Source organism: Azospirillum sp. BE72 (assembly GCF_031455875.1).
In the GTDB taxonomy this organism is placed as follows: Bacteria; Pseudomonadota; Alphaproteobacteria; order Azospirillales; family Azospirillaceae; genus Azospirillum.
The window spans coordinates 49,715-66,756 of record NZ_JAVDTO010000007.1 but is presented as its reverse complement, the minus strand read 5'-3'; the positions used below and the strand labels follow the sequence as shown (position 1 = coordinate 66,756).

Below are 17,042 nucleotides of genomic sequence, written 5' to 3'. Positions count from 1 at the left end.
CATTTGAATATTTGTTGACGACCCGAACGATAAGAGGCCTCTTGATAATCGTCCAATACGAAGATGGGCATCTGCGATATCAATTGTCGTATACCGGCATTCCGCAACCCGGTGCCGGCGCCCGACCGGAGGCAACCACCCGTGACCCCCCAGCGCTTCCCCCCGAACTGGTTCCAGAAGGCCCGGCTGAAGCTGCGCCATCTCCAGCTGTTCGCGGCGCTCGACGAACACCGCAACCTGCACCGGGCCGCCGCCAGCCTGAACATGTCGCAGCCGGCGGCCTCCAAGCTGCTGGGCGACCTGGAGGAAACGCTGGGGATCGAGCTGTTCGACCGCCATGGCCGCGGGATCGAGCCGAACTGGTACGGCAGCCTGATGATCCGCCACGCCAGGATGATCCTCAGCGAGTTGCAGGAAACGGGGGAGGAGCTGAACGCGCTGCTCGCCGGGCACAGCGGCCGGGTGTCGGTCGGCACCGTCATGGCTCCGGCGGTGGAACTGGTGGTTCCCGTCATCAGCAACCTGACCCGCGAGCATCCCAACCTGAAGGTCGCCGTGGCGGTGGAGACCAGCGACGTGCTGGCCGAACGGGTCCACCAGGGGGTGATGGATTTCGCCATCGGCCGCCTGCCCGGCCATTTCGACCCCACCGCCTTCGAATATCAGGAGATCAGCAGCGAGGAGCTGTGCTTCGTCTGCCGCGCCGGCAACCCGCTTCTGCAGCTCGGCCGCCCGCTGACCGCCGCCGACCTGTCGGACGCCACCTGGATCCTGCAGCCGGTCGGCACTCTGCTGCGCGACCGGGTGGAGGCGCTGTTCCGCGCCGAGGGCGCCCGCCTGCCGCACAAGGTGATCGAAAGCGCGTCGCCGGTCATCTCGATGGCGATGGTGGCGGAGACGGAGTCGATCACCGTCTTCGCCCGTGCGCTCGCCCAGGTGTTCACGCCCGGCGGCGGCTACGCCATCATGCCCTTTCACAAGCGTTTCAGCGTGGAGCCTTACGGCATCTTCTGGCTGAAGGACCGGCCGCTGTCGCCGGGGGCCCGCACCGTCCTGTCGGCGGTGCGTGCGGCGTCGGAACGCAAGATGCGCCAGTTGGCGGAACCACCATCCGATACCGAAATGCATATCGATTTGCCGAATAATCATATTTGACAGTTATGGGGAAACGGAGGATTGCTAGGGACACAAACCATCGCGTCCCATGCCGTCCGCGACACCGAACGTGGGGGCTGCGAATCGCGTGCCGTAGAAACGGGGAGGATTCCGGTCCATGTCGTCTCCTAAGCGTTCTTCCTTCGGTTCAAAACTGGCTGGCAAACTTGGCGGCCTCACCATCGGCCTGCTGATCGCCACCGGCACCGCAGCCGCCCCGGCGATGGCGCAGGACAAGCCGACCATCGGCATCGCCATGCCGACCAAGTCGTCGGCGCGCTGGATCGACGACGGCAACAACATGGTCAAGTATTTCCAGGAAAAGGGATACAAGACCGACCTGCAATATGCCGAGGACGACATCCCCAACCAGCTCGCCCAGATCGAGAACATGGTCACCAAGAACGACAAGGTTCTGGTGATCGCCGCCATCGACGGGACGACGCTGACCGACGTGCTGCAGAAGGCGGCGGAACAGGGCGTGAAGGTCATCGCCTATGATCGGCTGATCCGCGGCTCGGCCAATGTCGATTACTATGCCACCTTCGACAACTTCCAGGTCGGCGTGCTCCAGGCCGCCTACATCGAGAAGGCTCTCGGCCTGAAGGAGGGCAAGGGTCCGTTCAACATCGAGCTGTTCGGCGGCTCCCCCGACGACAACAACGCCTATTTCTTCTACAACGGCGCCATGTCGGTGCTGCAGCCCTACATCGACAGTGGCAAGCTGAAGGTGCAGAGCGGCCAGATCGGCATGGACAAGGTGTCCACCCTGCGTTGGGACGGCGCGGTCGCCCAATCCCGCATGGACAATCTGCTGAGCGCCTATTACGGCAACAAGACGCTGGACGCCGTGCTGTCCCCCTATGACGGCATCAGCATCGGCATCATCTCCTCGCTGAAGGGTGTCGGCTACGGCTCGGCCTCGCAGCCGATGCCGGTCGTCACCGGCCAGGACGCCGAAATCCCGTCGGTCAAGTCGATCCTGGCGGGCGAGCAGCGCTCCACCGTCTTCAAGGACACCCGCGAACTGGCGAAGGTCACGGTGGGCATGGTCGACGACCTGCTGGCCGGCCGCACCCCGCAAGTCAACGACACCAAGACCTACGACAACGGCAAGAAGGTCGTCCCCTCCTATCTGCTGAAGCCGGTCAGCGTCGACTCCACGAACTGGAAGCAGGTCCTGGTCGACGGCGGCTACTACAAGGAATCGCAGATCAAGTGATCGGGCGGCGCGGGGGCGGATGCCGCCCGGCATTCCGCTCCAGCGCTCCGCCGGACCATGCAGGCGGGCCACCGGGGGTCATCCATGGACAGCATTCTTGAGATGCGCGGCATCACCAAGACGTTTCCGGGCGTCAAGGCGCTCGACGACGTCAACCTCTCGGTCCGCGAGGGGGAGATCCACGCACTGATCGGCGAGAACGGCGCCGGCAAATCGACGCTGATGAAAGTGCTGAGCGGCGTCTATCCGCACGGGACCTATGACGGCGAGATCCGCTTCCGCGGCCAGCCCGTCGCCTTCCGCGGCATCGCCGACAGCGAGAAGCTGGGCATCATCATCATCCACCAGGAATTGGCGCTGGTCCCGCTGTTGTCGATCACCGAGAACCTGTTCCTCGGCAACGAGCAGGCGAAGCGGGGCCGGATCGACTGGGTTGCGGCCACCGCGCGGGCGCGCGACCTGCTGCGCATGGTCGGGCTCACGGATTCGCCGGAGACCCTGATCACCGACATCGGCGTCGGCAAGCAGCAGTTGGTGGAGATCGCCAAGGCCCTGTCCAAGCAGGTCAGGCTGCTGATCCTGGACGAGCCGACCGCCAGCCTGAACGAGAGCGACAGCGACGCGCTGCTGGCCCTGCTGCTGCGCTTCAAGGAACAGGGCATCTCCTCCATCCTGATCTCGCACAAGCTGAACGAGATCGCCAAGGTCGCCGACCGCGTCACCATCCTGCGCGACGGCACGACCGTGGAAACGCTGGATTGCCACGACGCACCCATCAGCCAGGAGCGCATCATCAAGGGCATGGTCGGCCGCGACCTTGCCGACCGCTATCCGCGCCGCGCCGGCAACCCCGGCGACATCCTGTTCCAGGTGAAGGGTTGGAGCGCCGACCATCCCATCCATCCCGGCCGCCGCGTGGTGAAGGACATCGACCTGCATGTCCGCCGGGGCGAGGTGGTCGGCATCGCCGGGCTGATGGGCGCCGGCCGCACCGAGTTCGCCATGAGCCTGTTCGGCCGCAGCTATGGCCGCAACATCCGCGGGCAGGCCTTCCTCGGCGGACGCGAGATCGACGTGTCGACCATCGCCAAGGCGATGAACGCCGGCCTCGCCTATGCCACGGAGGACCGCAAGCATTACGGCCTCGTGCTGGACAACGACATCCGCCACAACGTGACGCTGGCCAACCTGGACGGGGTCGCCAAGCGTGGCGTCATCCATCACGAGCGCGAGATCGAGGTCGCCAACGACTTCCGCCGCCGCCTGCGCATCCGCTGTTCCGACGTGTTCCAGCAGACGGTCAACCTGTCCGGCGGCAACCAGCAGAAGGTCGTGCTCAGCAAATGGCTGTTCGCCGACCCGCAGGTGCTGATCCTGGACGAACCGACCCGCGGCATCGACGTCGGCGCCAAGTATGAAATCTACACCATCGTCAACCAGCTGGTGGCCGAAGGCCGCGGCGTCATCTTGATCTCGTCGGAACTGCCCGAACTGCTGGGCGTCGCCGACCGCATCTACGTGATGAACGAAGGGGCGCTGGTCGCCGAGATGCCGGCGGCCGAAGCCAGCCAGGAAAAGATCATGCACGCCATCATGTCCTCGTCCGCGAAGCCTCCGGCGGTCACGCAGAGCATGGTTGCCCGGGAGTCCCTGCAATGAGCGCCGAACTGAACCTTCCGGCCGCCCCGCCGCGCCAGGCCTCCATGGCCAGGTTCCTGAAGAGCCACATGCGCGATTACGGCATGCTGATCTCGCTGCTGGCGATCGTGGCCTTCTTCCAATACATGACCAACGGCACGCTGCTGCAGCCGTTGAACCTGACCAACCTCGTCCTGCAGAACAGCTACATCGTCATCATGGCGCTGGGCATGCTGCTGGTGATCGTCGCCGGGCACATCGACCTGTCGGTGGGCTCCATCGTCGGCTTCATCGGCGCACTGGCCGCCATCCTGATGGTGCAGTTCCAGCTGCATTTCATCCCGACCGCCATCCTCTGCCTGTTGGCCGGCGCCGCCATCGGCGCGGCACAAGGGTACTGGGTCGCCTATTTCCGCATCCCGTCCTTCATCGTGACGCTGGCGGGCATGCTGGTCTTCCGCGGCCTCAGCCTCGCCCTGCTCGCCGGCCAGTCCGTCGGTCCCTTCCCGGTGGAGTTCCAGCGCCTCAGCTCCGGCTTCATCCCGGACGTCTTCGGGACGGCCGGCTTCCACACCACCACGCTCCTGCTGTGCCTGGTGACGCCGGCGATCATCATCGGCCTCAGCGTCGCCGCCCGCATCCGCCGTCACCGCTTCGCCATCGAACAGGAGCCGCTGCCGCTGTTCCTGCTGAAGAGCGCCGGGCTGTTCGCGGTGGTCGCCTACATCGGCATGCTGCTCGCCTCCTACAAAGGGCTGCCGAACGTCCTGATCATCATGGCGCTGCTGATCGGCATCTACGCCTTCGTCACCCGCGACACCACCATCGGCCGGCGCATCTACGCGCTGGGCGGCAACGAGAAGGCCGCCAAGCTGTCGGGCATCGACACCCGCCGCCTGTCCTTCTACACCTTCGTCAACATGGGCGTGCTGGCCGCACTCGCCGGCCTGATCTTCGCCGCGCGGCTCAACACCGCCACGCCGAAGGCCGGCGTGTCCTTCGAGCTGGACGTGATCGCCGCCTGCTTCATCGGCGGCGCCTCGGCGTCGGGCGGCGTCGGCCGGGTGACCGGTGCGGTGATCGGCGCCTTCATCATGGGCGTGATGAACAACGGCATGTCGATCCTCGGCATCGGCATCGACTGGCAGCAGGTGATCAAGGGCCTGGTGCTGCTCGCCGCCGTCTGCTTCGACGTCTACAACAAGGGCAAGGCCTGAGGCCTTCCGCCCCGACCGGACAATCGCCATGACGCTCCCCACCCTCGGCCTCGTCGGTCTGGGAAAGATCGCCCGCGACCAGCACATCCCGGCCATTGCCGCCACCGGCCAGTTCGAACTGGCCGCCGTGGTCAGCCCGGACGGCGCCGGCACGGACGGCGTGCCGACCTTCCGCTCCCAGGCGGAGATGCTGGCGGCCCTGCCCGGCCTGGATGCCGTGGCGCTCTGCACCCCGCCCGCCGTCCGTCACGGCCTGACGGTGGAGGCTCTGCGCGCCGGCAAGCATGTGCTGATCGAGAAGCCGCCCGCCGCCACTCTGTCGGAGCTTCACGATCTGGTGGCGGAGGCCGAGGCCGCGCGGCGTACCCTGTTCACCGCCTGGCATTCGCGGTTCAACCCGGCGGTGGAGGAAACCAAGCGCCGGCTTGCCGACACGGCCATCCGCAGCGTCGCCATCACCTGGAAGGAGGATGTGCGGCGCTGGCATCCGGGCCAGGACTGGATCTTCGCGGCCGGCGGTTTCGGCGTCTTCGACCCCGGCATCAACGCCCTGTCGATCCTGACCGACATCCTGCCGGCTCCGGTCTTCGTCCGCTCCGCCGACCTGCATGTCCCGACCAACCGCGATACCCCCATCGCCGCGACGCTGGAGATGTCGGCCGCTCCCGGTTCCCGCATCGGCCGCGTCACCGCCGACTTCGACTTCCTCCAGCAGGGGGAGCAGACCTGGTCCATCGTGATCGAGACCGAGGACGGGCGCCTCTACCTCACCCATGGCGGGACCCGCCTGATCGTGGACGGCGTGCCGGCGCTGGCCGAACCGGACACAGAATACCAGCGCATCTATCGCCATTTCCGCCAGTTGATAGGTGACGGGGCGAGCGACGTCGACGCCCGCCCGCTGTCGCTGGTCGCCGACGCCTGCATGGTCGGGCGCTGGCACCGCACCGACGCCTTCGACTGGTAACGCCGCCGCCGCGACGCACCCCCAACTCCGGCGCCGCCGATCCGGCCCGCGCCCCAACCTTAAACCGGTGCCGATATGACCGATACGAAGCCCCCCTTCTTCCCCCCCAACCCCTCCGATTCAGGGCGTCGGCTGCGGTCGCGCGCGTGGTTCGACAACCCCGCCAACCCCGACATGACCGCGCTCTACCTGGAGCGCTACCTGAACTTCGGCCTGACGCGGGAGGAGCTGCAGTCCGGCGCCCCGATCATCGGCATCGCCCAGACCGGGTCCGACCTCAGCCCCTGCAACCGCCACCATCTGGTCCTGGCCGAACGGCTGCGCGAGGGCATCCGCACCGCCGGCGGCATCGCCATCGAGTTCCCCGTCCACCCGATCCAGGAGACCGGCAAGCGTCCGACCGCCTCCATCGACCGCAACCTCGCCTATCTCGGCCTCGTCGAGGTGCTGCACGGCTATCCGCTGGACGGCGTGGTGCTGACCATCGGCTGCGACAAGACCACGCCGGCCTGCCTGATGGCGGCGGCGACCGTCAACATCCCGGCCATCGCGCTGTCGGTCGGCCCGATGCTGAACGGCTGGTTCCGCGGCGAGCGCACCGGGTCGGGCACCATCGTGTGGAAGGCCCGCCAGTTGATGGCGGCCGGCGAGATCGACTATCAGGGCTTCATCGAGCTGGTGGCGTCGTCGGCCCCCTCGACCGGCTACTGCAACACGATGGGCACGGCCTCCACCATGAATTCGCTGGCGGAGGTGCTGGGCATGCAGCTCCCCGGTTCCGCCGCCATCCCCGCCCCCTACCGCGAGCGCCAGCAGGCCGCCTACGAGACCGGCAAGCGCATCGTCGAGATGGTGCGCCAGGACATCAAGCCGTCGGACATCCTGACCCGCGACGCCTTCCTCAATGCGATCGTCGTCAACTCCGCCATCGGCGGTTCGACCAACGCGCCGATCCACATCAACGCCATCGCCAAGCACATCGGCGTGCCGCTGACGGTTGACGACTGGCAGACCCACGGGTTGGGCGTGCCGCTGCTGGTCAACCTGCAGCCGGCCGGCGAATATCTGGGCGAGGACTTCCACCGCGCCGGCGGCGTGCCGGCGGTGGTGTCGCAGCTGATGCGCCAGGGCCTGATCCGCGAGGACGCGCCGAACGTCAACGGCCGGACCATCGGCGAGAACTGCCGCAACACCGAGATCCTCGACACCCGCGTCATCCATCCGATCGACGACCCGCTGAAGATCAACGCCGGCTTCGTCGTGCTGCGCGGCACCCTGTTCAACGCCGCCATCATGAAGACCAGCGTGATCTCCGACGAGTTCCGCGAGCGCTACCTGTCCAACCCCAGCGACCCCGAAGCGTTCGAGGGCAAGGTCGTTGTCTTCGACGGACCGGAGGACTACCACCACCGCATCGACGATCCGTCGCTGGGCATCGACGCCTATACCATCCTGGTCATCCGCGGCGCCGGCCCCATCGGCTATCCGGGTGCGGCCGAGGTGGTGAACATGCGTCCCCCCGCCGACCTGATCCGCCGAGGCATCCATTCCCTGCCTTGCATCGGCGACGGGCGGCAGTCCGGCACCTCGGGCTCGCCTTCGATCCTCAACGCCTCGCCGGAGGCGGCGGCCGGCGGCAACCTCGGCCTTCTGCGCAGCGGCGACCGCGTGCGCATCGACCTGCGCCGCGGCAGCGCCGACATCCTGATCTCCGAAGCGGAGCTGGCCGACCGCAAGGCCACGCTGGAAGCCGCCGGCGGCTACCCCGCCCCGCCGTCGCAGACTCCGTGGCAGGAAATCCAGCGCGGCATCGTCGACCAGCTGGACGAGGGCATGGTCCTGAAGCCGGCGGTCAAGTACCAGCGCGTGGCGCAGACGATGGGGATCCCGCGCGACAACCATTGACTGCTGTCATGCCGGGGCGCCCGCGGCAACGCCGCGGGCTTCCGGTTTCGGCGCCGGTCACCGGCCGGGAGTCGCCAGCAGCCCGCCGGCCAGGACCCTGAACGCCTCGACCGCCTTGGCCAGGACCTCCTGCGGCCGATCGCTGGCCGCGACCCAAAGCGCGGCGTTCAGCGCCGCCCCGTTCAAAAGCCGGGCGGCCGCTTCGGCATCCACCGGCTTGACGATGCCTTGCCCGATCAGCCCCTTCACCGTCTCCAAGGTCGCCTGGAGACAGTTGTTCTGGCTGGGCCATTGCGACGGATCACCGAGAACCGCCGGTCCGTCGAGCAGCACGATGCGCTGGACCTCGGGTTCCAGCGCCATCTCGATGTAGGCGATCCCCTCCGCCAGCAAGCCTTCCCAGTCATTGGTGGCTTGGCTGCCGACCGCGCGCGCGCGCGCCGCCATCTCCCCGTCGATCTGGTCGACCACCGCCTGCAGCAGCCCGCGCTTGTCGCCGAAATTGTGATAGAGCGCCCCGCGCGTCAGCCCGGCCTCCGCCGTCAACTCATCCATCGAGGCGGCGGCATAGCCCTTCTCCGAGAAGGCCTTGCGCGCCGACCGGATCAGCTTGGCGCGGGTCTCCTCCATCATCTCAGCACGTTTTTTCCCAGCCACGGCTTTTCCTCCGGACATACATCCCGTATGTGTATTGACATACGAGACGTATGTGTGTTGTCATTCACATACGAAGCGTATATCAAATCGCGCTTCGCCAGTGAAGCCGGATCCAGGGTGGGGCGGCCCGGCTCACGATCGATCACCCTTCAGCAAGGAGAGGAAACCAAAATGGCTCAACGCGAGGCCATCGTTCCGGAAAGCCGGCACGCGCTCTATGAGAATCACCGCTACTCGGCGGCAATCCGCTCGGGCGACCTGCTGTTCGTTTCGGGGCAGGTCGGCAGCCGCGCGGACGGTTCGCCGGAACCCGTCTTCGAGAAGCAGGTGCAACTGGCTTTCGAAAACCTCATGACCGTCCTCAAGACCGCCGGATGCACGCTCGACGATGTCGTGGACGTCACCACCTTCCACACCGACCCGGCCAACCAGTTCGAAACCATCATGGCCGTGCGCGACAAGGTCATCGGCGGCCCGCCCTATCCCAACTGGACCGCGGTGGGAGTGACTTGGCTGGCCGGCTTCGATTTCGAGATCAAAGTCGTCGCCCGTATTCCCGAAGCCGCCTGAATGATCGACGACCCGGTTCGGCCATGTCCGCTTCCGGGCGTCGCTCCCCGCCCACGCATCCCAGCAATGCCCCACCATTTCGTGTGACCTTTCACGCGCGCCCTTGACGTACGTCTCCCTTTGCCCACATAAGCTTTCACGAAACATTCGATCCCAGCCGTCCGACGGCCGCCGCCAAGGCGCCTCCGCCCGGGTTCCCTCCACACCGAGATCCGCATCGACGAGCGATGCACGCCCGTCCGGCAGCGTCGAATGCCGGCTTATGTGAGACGTACGACAGAGGCATGACGTTTGATTCAAGGCGGCGTCGGATGGCGCCGAACAACCGCGCACGCAACCAACGTCCGCGTGATGACTTCGATGGCTCCCGTCCGACGGCCAACACGGTCCATGGCGGCGGCCCCACCGGCCCGGTTCCGGGCAAGGACGAGATCCTGTTCCTTCCGCTGGGCGGCTGTTCCCGCATCGGCATGAACATGGCGCTCTACGGCCATGCCGGCAAATGGCTGATCGTGGACGCCGGCGTCGCCTTCATGGGCGACGAGGCGCCGGGCATCGACAGCCTGATGGCCGATCCGACCTTCATCGAAGAGCGGATGCAGGACGTCGTCGGCCTGGTGGTGACCCACGCGCACGAGGACCATATCGGCGCGATCCACCATCTGTGGCCGCGCCTGCGCTGCCCGATCTATGCCAGCCCCTTCGCCTCGCACATCATCCGCGACCGGCTGAAGGAAAAGGGCGCGCATCGGGCCGCCAAGGTTCAGACCTTCGACATCGGCGACACGCTGACCGTCGGTCCCTTCCGGATCGAGACCATCGCCGTCACCCATTCGATCCCCGAACCGATGTCGCTGGCGATCCGCACGGCGGCAGGCACGGTGCTGCACACCGGCGACTGGAAGTTCGATCCCGATCCGCTGATCGGCCGGACCACCGACGTCGCCGCGCTGAAGCGCCTGGGCGACGCGGGGCTGCTCGCCATGATGTGCGACAGCACCAACGCCGACGTGCCCGGTGCGACGGGATCGGAGGCCGACGCCCGCGCCGGCCTGATCGGCGCCTTCGCCAACCGTCCGGGCGCCATCGCCGTGACCGGCTTCGCCTCCAACGTCGCCCGCATGACCGCGGTGGCGGAAGCGGCGGCGGCGGTCGGGCGCAAGGTGGTGCTGGTCGGCCGTTCCATGCTGCGCATGGAAAAGGCGGCGCAGGCCTGCGGCTATCTCGACCATGTGCCGGACTTCATGGATGTCCGCGAGGCCTCCTGGACCCCGCGCGAGAATCTGGTGTTCCTGTGCACCGGTAGCCAGGGTGAGGAACGGGCGGCGCTCAGCCGTCTGGCCCGCAACGAGCACCGCGAGCTGTGGCTGGAAGAGGGCGACACCGTCATCTTCTCCGCCCGCACCATCCCCGGCAACGAAGAGGCGCTGGCCGAGATCCACGAGCATCTGCGCGGCATGGGGGTGGAGATCGTCACCCCGGCCGATGCGCCGGTCCATGTCTCCGGCCACCCCAAGCGCGACGACCTCGCCCGCATGTACGGGCTGGTCCGCCCGCGCTTCGCGGTTCCGGTCCACGGCACCATCGAGCATATGGAAGCTCACGCCCGCCTCGCCCGCGCCTGCGGCGTCGAGCGCGCCCTGGTTCCGGAGGATGGCGACATCCTGCGCATCGCCAAGGAAGGCACCCGCGTGATCGGCCGCATCGAGCCTAGGCGCCTCGCCAACACCGGCCGGGACTTGATCCCCTGGGTCCCGCCGGTGGCGGTGGACGCAGAGGAAGAGCGCGTCGCGGCCTGACCGCCTGACCAGATCGGAAAAACGCCCTGCACCGCCCGGTGCGGGGCGTTTTTCGTTTCTGCACGAATGAAAACGGACGGGCATGGCTCGGGCATTGCATACTCCCGTGCGTCTTTTGTCCCACGGAGTGAAAGTTCGATGTCGTTGCTCTCCTGCTGCCGCAGCGCCGCCTTGTCGGCCCTGCTCCTGTTCGGGCTGAACGGATCCCTCCAGGCCGCGGAACCGGTCAAGGTCAAGGTGTTCGTCGGGTCGATGTTCGAGATCGGCAAGAACACCGGCGACCGGGCGGGCGAGTTCCAGCACTGGTACGAGCGCTATTGGCAGACCGCCGAGCCGATCACGGTGAAGGGCGCGCTGAACCCGGTCTACTGCAATGCCGACGGCGTGTGCGGGTCGGTGCTGGGCATGGGCAAGGTCAGCTCCTCCGCCTCGATGCAGGCGATCCTGCTGACCCCGCAGCTCGACCTGTCGCAAGCCTATTTCCTGGTCACCGGCGTGGCCGGCACCCCGCCGTCACGCGGCACCATCGGCGAGGTCAGCTGGGCGACCTGGGTGGTCGACTACGACCTGGGCCACCGCTGGGCGCCGGAGGAAGGCAAGCCGGGCGAGCCGACCTTCATGCCGCGCAAGGGCTATGAAGCGGTGCGCCTGTTCCCGATGAACCCGGCGCTGGTCTCCTGGGCGATGCGGCTGACCGCCGACACGCCGCTGAAGGACAGCGAGTCCGCCCGTGCCTATCGCAAGCGCTATCCGCAGGAAGCGGCGCAACGTGCTCCTTTCGTAGGCACCGGCACGCACATGACCGGCGACACCTTCTTCCACGGCCCCGGCATGTCGGAGCAGGCGCAGTACATCGCCAAGCTCTATGGCGCCGACGATTACGTCATCACCGAGATGGAAGCGGCGGCGATCACGCTGGTGATCAAGCGGCTGCAAGGCTCCGACCGGGTGATGAGCCTGCGCGGCGCCGTGAATTTCGACCAGGGCAACCCGAACGAGACCACCCTGCAGCATCTCGACCCGAAGCCGGGCGAAACGGCCGGCGGCTTTGCCGAGACGGTTGAGAATGTGGAACTGGTCGGCTCCCGCATGGTCGACCACATCGTCGGCCACTGGGACCAGTGGAAGGACGGCGTCCCGGCGCTGCCGGCACGGTAAAGCCTGAAACCTACAGGCCGCGTCCCTTCCGACACCGCATCGCCCACAAGCTGCCCCCGCCTTTCTTGGGACGTCCCACGATCGAAAGGGGGTGGGCGGATTGAACAGAGGCGGCGGACCTGTTCCACGATGTTCCTTCCTGCCGGATAAGAAAATGCGCCGGGCCCGCGAGGGACCCGGCGCTTTTCCGTTTCGACGGCGTGAGCCTGCTCGCTCAGTCCCCTGCCGCCGGCTGCGGCATGGTGCCTTGCCCCGGCCGCCGGCGGACGAACAGGCGGTAGACCGCGACGAAGAAGACCGGGACGAACAGGATCGCCAGCACGGTGGCGGAGATCATGCCGCCCATCACGCCGACGCCGATGGCGTTCTGGCTCTCCGAACCGGCGCCGGTTGCGATCGCCAGCGGCAGAACGCCGAGGACGAAGGCCAGGGACGTCATGATGATCGGCCGGAGGCGCTGGCGGCAGGCCTCGATCGCCGCCTCCTTCAGCTCCATGCCCTCGTCGTAGAGCGACTTGGCGAACTCCACGATCAGGATGGCGTTCTTCGCCGAAAGGCCGATGGTGGTCAGCAGGCCGACCTGGAAATAGACGTCGCTCGGCAGGCCGCGCAGCGTCGCCGCGATGACCGCGCCGATGACGCCCAGCGGCACCACCATGATCACCGACACCGGCACGGACCAGCTCTCATAGAGCGCCGCCAGGCAGAGGAAGACGATGATCATCGACAGGGCGTAGAGCGCCGGGGCCTGCGAGCCGCTGAGCCGTTCCTCGTAGGACAGGCCGGTCCACTCGTAGCCGATTCCCTGCGGCAGCTTCCGCATCATCGCCTCCATCTCGGCCATCGCCTCGCCCGAGCTGATGCCCGGTGCGGCCGACCCTTGGATGTTCAGCGATGAAGAGCCGTTATAGCGCTCCAGCTTCGGCGAGCCGAAGATCCACTGCGCCGTCGTGAAGGCGGAGAAGGGGACCATCTGGTTGCTGGAATTGCGCACGTACCAGCGGTCGATGTCGCTCGGCTGCATGCGGTAGGGCGCGTCGGCCTGCAGATAGACCTTCTTCACCCGGCCCTGGTCGATGAAGTCGTTGACGTAGGACGACCCCCAGGCCACCGACAGCGTCGTGTTGATGTCGCTCAGCGCAAGGCCGAGCGCGCTCGCCTTTTCGCGGTCGACGTCCAGCTTGAACTGCGGCGTGTCCTCCAGGCCGTTGGGGCGGACGCCGACCAGCTTCGGGTTCTGCGCCGCCATGCCCAGCAGCTGGTTGCGCGCCTGCATCAGCCGGTCATGGCCCAGCCCGCCGCGGTCGACCAGCTGCACGTCGAAGCCGGTGGCGTTGCCGAGGCCGGGAACCGACGGCGGCAGGAAGGCAAAGACAACCGCATCCTTCAGCCGCGACAGCGCCCCCATCGCCCGACCGGCGATGGCCTGCGGCTTCTGCGCCGGCGATCCGCGCTCGCTCCAGTCCTTCAGCCGGACGAAGGCCATGCCGGCATTCTGGCCGCGGCCGGAGAAGTTGAATCCGACGATGGTGAACAGGCCCTCGACGCTGTCCTTCTCCTTTTCAAGGAAATGGGCGGTGACGGCCTTGGCGGTCTCGGCCGTGCGCTCGGCGCTCGCGTTCGGCGGGGCCGACCACAGCACGAACAGCTGGCCGCGGTCCTCCGTCGGCAGGAAGGAGGAGGGCATCTGCAGGAACAGGTAGCCCAGCCCGCCGAGGATCAGCAGATAGGCGATGAAATAGCGGCCCAGACGGTTCACCGCGCCGCGCACGCCGCGGACATAGACCCGGCTGCTGGCGTCGAAGCCGCGGTTGAACAGGCCGAAGAAGCCCCTCTTCGAATGACCGTGACCGACGGTCACAGGCTTCAGGATGGTGGCGCACAGCGCCGGGGTCAGCACCAGGGCGACCACCACCGACAGCGCCATCGCCGACACGATGGTCAGCGAGAACTGGCGGTAGATGGCGCCGGCCGACCCGCCGAAGAAGGCCATCGGCACGAACACAGCCGACAGCACCAGCGCAATGCCGACCAGCGCGCCGGTGATCTGGTCCATCGACTTGCGCGTCGCCTCGCGCGGGGGCAGCCCCTCCTCGCTCATCACGCGCTCGACATTCTCGACCACGACGATGGCGTCGTCGACCAGCAGGCCGATCGCCAGCACCATGCCGAACATCGTCAGCACGTTGACCGAGAAGCCGAAGGCCGACAGCACCCCGAAGGTGCCGAGCAGCACCACCGGCACCGCGATGGTCGGGATCAGCGTGGCGCGGAAATTCTGCAGGAACAGGTACATCACGACGAAGACGAGGATGATGGCCTCGAACAGCGTCTTGATCACCTCATGGATCGACAGCTCGACGAAGGGCGTGGTGTCGTAGGGGTAGATGACCTCGATGCCCGCCGGGAAGAAGGGCTGCAGTTCCGCCACGCGGGCCTTGACCGCACCGGCGGTGTCCAGCGCATTGGCGCCGGTCGCCAGCTTGATGCCGACGCCCGCCGCCGGCTTGCCGTTGTACGCGGCGCTGATCTCGTAGGTCTCGGACCCGATCTCGATCCGCGCCACGTCGCGCAGCCGCACCTGGGAACCGTCGGGATTCACGCGCAGCAGGATGGCGCCGAACTGCTCCGGCGTCTGCAGGCGCGACTGGGCGGTGATGGTGGCGTTGATCTGCTGGCCCGCGACGGCCGGCGCACCGCCGAGCTGCCCGGCGGAGACCTGCGCGTTCTGCGTCTTGACCGCGTTGGAGACGTCGGTGGTGGTCAGCGCGAAGTTGTTCAGTGCATCCGGATCGAGCCAGATGCGCATGGCATGCTGCGGGCCGAAGACGGTGACGTCGCCGACACCTTCGACACGGCTCAGCGTGTCCTGCAGGTTGGAGGTGACGTAATCGGCGATGTCGCCCTGGCTGAGGCGCCCGTCGCTCGACACGAAACCGACCACCAGCAGGAAGTCGTTGCCCGCCTTCGACACCTGAAGGCCGCGCTGCTGGACCTCCTGCGGCAGCAGGGGAACCGCCAGCTGCAGCTTGTTCTGCACCTGGACCTGGGCGATGTCGGGGTTGGCCTCTGGCTCGAAGGTCAGGGTGATGGTGACGTTGCCGGAGGAGTCGCTGTTGGAGGACATGTAGCGGAAATGATCGAGCCCGGTCATCTTCTGTTCGATGACCTGGGTGACCGTGTCCTCCAGCGTCTTGGCCGAGGCGCCGGGATAGCTGGCTGTGATCGACACCGTCGGCGGCGCGATCTTCGGATATTGCTCGACGGGCAGCCGCAGGATCGCCAGGGCGCCCGCCATCATGATGACGATGGCGATGACCCAGGCGAAGACCGGCCGGTCGATGAAGAATTTTGACATGTGAGCGGTTCCTGGGGGAGCGGTATCCTGGATCAGCGGGCCGACGCGGCCTTTTCAGGCAGCGCAGCGAGAGCATTCTGGGCCGGCACCGGCTTCACCTCGGCCCCCGGCTTGACCTTCTGCAGGCCTTCGACGACCACCCGCTCGCCGGCCGTCAGCCCGTCCGACACCAGCCAGACATTGCCGACCGCGCGCTCGGTCTTGATGGTGCGCTGGGCCGCCTTGTTGTCGGCGCCCACCACCCAGACGCGGGCGCTGCCGTCCGGTCCGCGGCTGACCGCCGCCTGGGGCACGGTGATGGCGTTCTCGGCGACGCCCTGCTCCACGCGGGCGCGGACGAACAGGCCGGGCAGCAACTCCTTGTTCGGATTGGGGAAGACGGCGCGCAGCTGGACCGAGCTGGTGCCGGCATCCACCGTCACGTCGGAGAACTGGAGTTCACCCTTCGCCGGATAGGGGGTGTCGTCGCCGTTGCTGTTCAGGAACAGCGTCACCGGGATCTTGCCGGGCTCCGCCGGGCGGATGCGGCCGGTCGCCATGTCCTCGCGCAGCTTCATCAGCTGCGAGGCGGTCTGCGTCACGTCGACATAGATCGGGTCGAACTGCTGGATGGTCGCCAGCGCCGTCGCCTGGCTGGCGGTGACCAGCGCGCCTTCGGTGACCGCCGATTTGCCGATGCGGCCGGAGATCGGCGCGAACACCTTGGTGTAGTTCAGGTTGATGCTGGCGAGGTTGTAGGCCGCCTTGGCCGCGGCAACCTGCGCCTCGTTCTGCTTCAGCGAGGCCTGGACGTCGTCGAAGTCCTGCTTGCTGACCACGCTGTTCTTCACGAGGTCGCCATAGCGTCCCGCCTTGTTGCGCGCGGCCTGCAGGTTGGCTTCCGCCTTCTGCACGTCGGCCTGGGCGCTCGCCAGCGATGCCTCGTAGGTGGCAGGGTCGATCTGATAGAGCTGGTCGCCGGCCTTGACGTCGCTGCCCTCGCGGAACAGGCGCTTCAGCACGATGCCGCTGACCTGCGGGCGGATTTCAGCCACCCGATAGGCGGCGGTGCGGCCCGGCAGCTCGGTCGTCACGGTCAGGCGCTGCGGCCCGATGGTGATGACCGACACCTCCGGCGGACCGCCGGCCTGGGGCTGGCCGGCCGCCTGCTTCTGCTGGTTGCAGCCGGCGAGCACCGCGATCAGCGCAGCCGCCGCGGCCAGCGTCATGAATGAGTTGGATCTGAACATCTCTTTCCTCGTCTCGGCGCCGCGCGTCTGCGGTCCCGTCTCCCTGCTACGGCCGGGCTTTGGGCCGGCCTTCGGTCCGGGCTGCGGGTGGACCGGCACATCCCCGTTGCTTAGTACTGTCTCATACAGTACACTGTACCAGACGATACATTCAGAATGCTGCAGCG

12 protein-coding genes are annotated in these 17,042 nt (G+C 67.0%); 9 read left to right on the top strand and 3 right to left on the bottom strand.

Annotated elements, in window-relative coordinates:
- The first annotated feature begins 141 nt into the window (after positions 1-141).
- The 6 genes from J2Y49_RS18700 to J2Y49_RS18675 all read left to right on the top strand — a co-directional run bounded on the left by J2Y49_RS18700 (position 142) and on the right by J2Y49_RS18675 (position 8,104).
- On the top strand, positions 142-1,155 hold the full coding sequence (locus tag J2Y49_RS18700; RefSeq protein WP_310116382.1) for a LysR family transcriptional regulator: 1,014 nt from the start codon (positions 142-144) through the stop codon (positions 1,153-1,155).
- Between the two features lie 118 nt (positions 1,156-1,273).
- Entirely contained in the window at positions 1,274-2,377 is a 1,104-nt protein-coding gene (chvE, locus tag J2Y49_RS18695; protein WP_310116381.1) for a multiple monosaccharide ABC transporter substrate-binding protein, read from the top strand.
- Between the two features lie 84 nt (positions 2,378-2,461).
- A complete protein-coding gene (gene mmsA, locus J2Y49_RS18690) occupies positions 2,462-4,036 on the top strand; it encodes a multiple monosaccharide ABC transporter ATP-binding protein (RefSeq protein WP_310116380.1) in 1,575 nt (524 codons plus the stop codon).
- Positions 4,033-5,232, top strand: coding sequence for a multiple monosaccharide ABC transporter permease (gene mmsB / locus J2Y49_RS18685; protein ID WP_310116379.1), 1,200 nt, complete (start codon positions 4,033-4,035; stop codon positions 5,230-5,232). The genes mmsA and mmsB overlap by 4 nt, the downstream gene beginning before the upstream one ends.
- 28 nt (positions 5,233-5,260) lie before the next feature.
- Positions 5,261-6,199 (top strand): Gfo/Idh/MocA family oxidoreductase, encoded by a 939-nt coding sequence (locus tag J2Y49_RS18680; RefSeq protein ID WP_310116378.1) that lies wholly within the window; start codon positions 5,261-5,263, stop codon positions 6,197-6,199.
- A 75-nt stretch (positions 6,200-6,274) separates the two neighbouring features.
- Entirely contained in the window at positions 6,275-8,104 is a 1,830-nt protein-coding gene (locus J2Y49_RS18675; protein ID WP_310116377.1) for an IlvD/Edd family dehydratase, read from the top strand.
- Positions 8,105-8,161: 57 nt separating this feature from the next.
- Here J2Y49_RS18675 and J2Y49_RS18670 read toward each other — a convergent pair whose 3' ends face one another.
- Positions 8,162-8,761, bottom strand: a complete 600-nt coding sequence (locus J2Y49_RS18670; RefSeq protein ID WP_310116375.1) for a TetR/AcrR family transcriptional regulator — start codon at positions 8,759-8,761, stop codon at positions 8,162-8,164.
- Positions 8,762-8,932: 171 nt separating this feature from the next.
- On the opposite strand from J2Y49_RS18670, the gene J2Y49_RS18665 reads away from it, so the two are divergent.
- The 3 genes from J2Y49_RS18665 (at position 8,933) to J2Y49_RS18655 (ending at position 12,288) form a co-directional block, all read left to right on the top strand.
- Positions 8,933-9,331 carry a RidA family protein gene (locus tag J2Y49_RS18665; RefSeq protein WP_310116374.1) on the top strand — a complete coding sequence of 133 codons (399 nt, stop codon included), beginning with the start codon at positions 8,933-8,935 and terminating at the stop codon, positions 9,329-9,331.
- 311 nt (positions 9,332-9,642) lie between these two features.
- Positions 9,643-11,130 (top strand): ribonuclease J, encoded by a 1,488-nt coding sequence (locus tag J2Y49_RS18660; RefSeq protein WP_310116373.1) that lies wholly within the window; start codon positions 9,643-9,645, stop codon positions 11,128-11,130.
- Between the two features lie 138 nt (positions 11,131-11,268).
- Positions 11,269-12,288 carry a purine nucleoside permease gene (locus tag J2Y49_RS18655; protein ID WP_310116372.1) on the top strand — a complete coding sequence of 340 codons (1,020 nt, stop codon included), beginning with the start codon at positions 11,269-11,271 and terminating at the stop codon, positions 12,286-12,288.
- A gap of 214 nt (positions 12,289-12,502) precedes the next feature.
- Here the strand turns inward: J2Y49_RS18655 and J2Y49_RS18650 are convergent, their stop codons facing one another.
- Both J2Y49_RS18650 and J2Y49_RS18645 read right to left on the bottom strand, forming a co-directional pair.
- Positions 12,503-15,646 carry an efflux RND transporter permease subunit gene (locus J2Y49_RS18650; protein ID WP_310116371.1) on the bottom strand — a complete coding sequence of 1,048 codons (3,144 nt, stop codon included), beginning with the start codon at positions 15,644-15,646 and terminating at the stop codon, positions 12,503-12,505.
- Between the two features lie 32 nt (positions 15,647-15,678).
- On the bottom strand, positions 15,679-16,875 hold the full coding sequence (locus J2Y49_RS18645; RefSeq protein WP_310116370.1) for an efflux RND transporter periplasmic adaptor subunit: 1,197 nt from the start codon (positions 16,873-16,875) through the stop codon (positions 15,679-15,681).
- Positions 16,876-17,042: the final 167 nt, after the last annotated feature.

Excerpts from the sequence above, each read along its gene's own strand:
- chvE (WP_310116381.1), top strand. The coding sequence starts at position 1,274 with ATGTCGTCTCCTAAGCGTTCTTCCTTCGGTTCAAAACTGGCTGGCAAA.
- mmsA (WP_310116380.1), top strand. The coding sequence starts at position 2,462 with ATGGACAGCATTCTTGAGATGCGCGGCATCACCAAGACGTTTCCGGGC.
- mmsB (WP_310116379.1), top strand. The coding sequence starts at position 4,033 with ATGAGCGCCGAACTGAACCTTCCGGCCGCCCCGCCGCGCCAGGCCTCC.
- J2Y49_RS18680 (WP_310116378.1), top strand. The coding sequence starts at position 5,261 with ATGACGCTCCCCACCCTCGGCCTCGTCGGTCTGGGAAAGATCGCCCGC.
- J2Y49_RS18675 (WP_310116377.1), top strand. The coding sequence starts at position 6,275 with ATGACCGATACGAAGCCCCCCTTCTTCCCCCCCAACCCCTCCGATTCA.
- J2Y49_RS18665 (WP_310116374.1), top strand. The coding sequence starts at position 8,933 with ATGGCTCAACGCGAGGCCATCGTTCCGGAAAGCCGGCACGCGCTCTAT.
- J2Y49_RS18660 (WP_310116373.1), top strand. The coding sequence starts at position 9,643 with ATGGCGCCGAACAACCGCGCACGCAACCAACGTCCGCGTGATGACTTC.
- J2Y49_RS18655 (WP_310116372.1), top strand. The coding sequence starts at position 11,269 with ATGTCGTTGCTCTCCTGCTGCCGCAGCGCCGCCTTGTCGGCCCTGCTC.
- J2Y49_RS18650 (WP_310116371.1), bottom strand. The coding sequence starts at position 15,646 with ATGTCAAAATTCTTCATCGACCGGCCGGTCTTCGCCTGGGTCATCGCC.
- J2Y49_RS18645 (WP_310116370.1), bottom strand. The coding sequence starts at position 16,875 with ATGTTCAGATCCAACTCATTCATGACGCTGGCCGCGGCGGCTGCGCTG.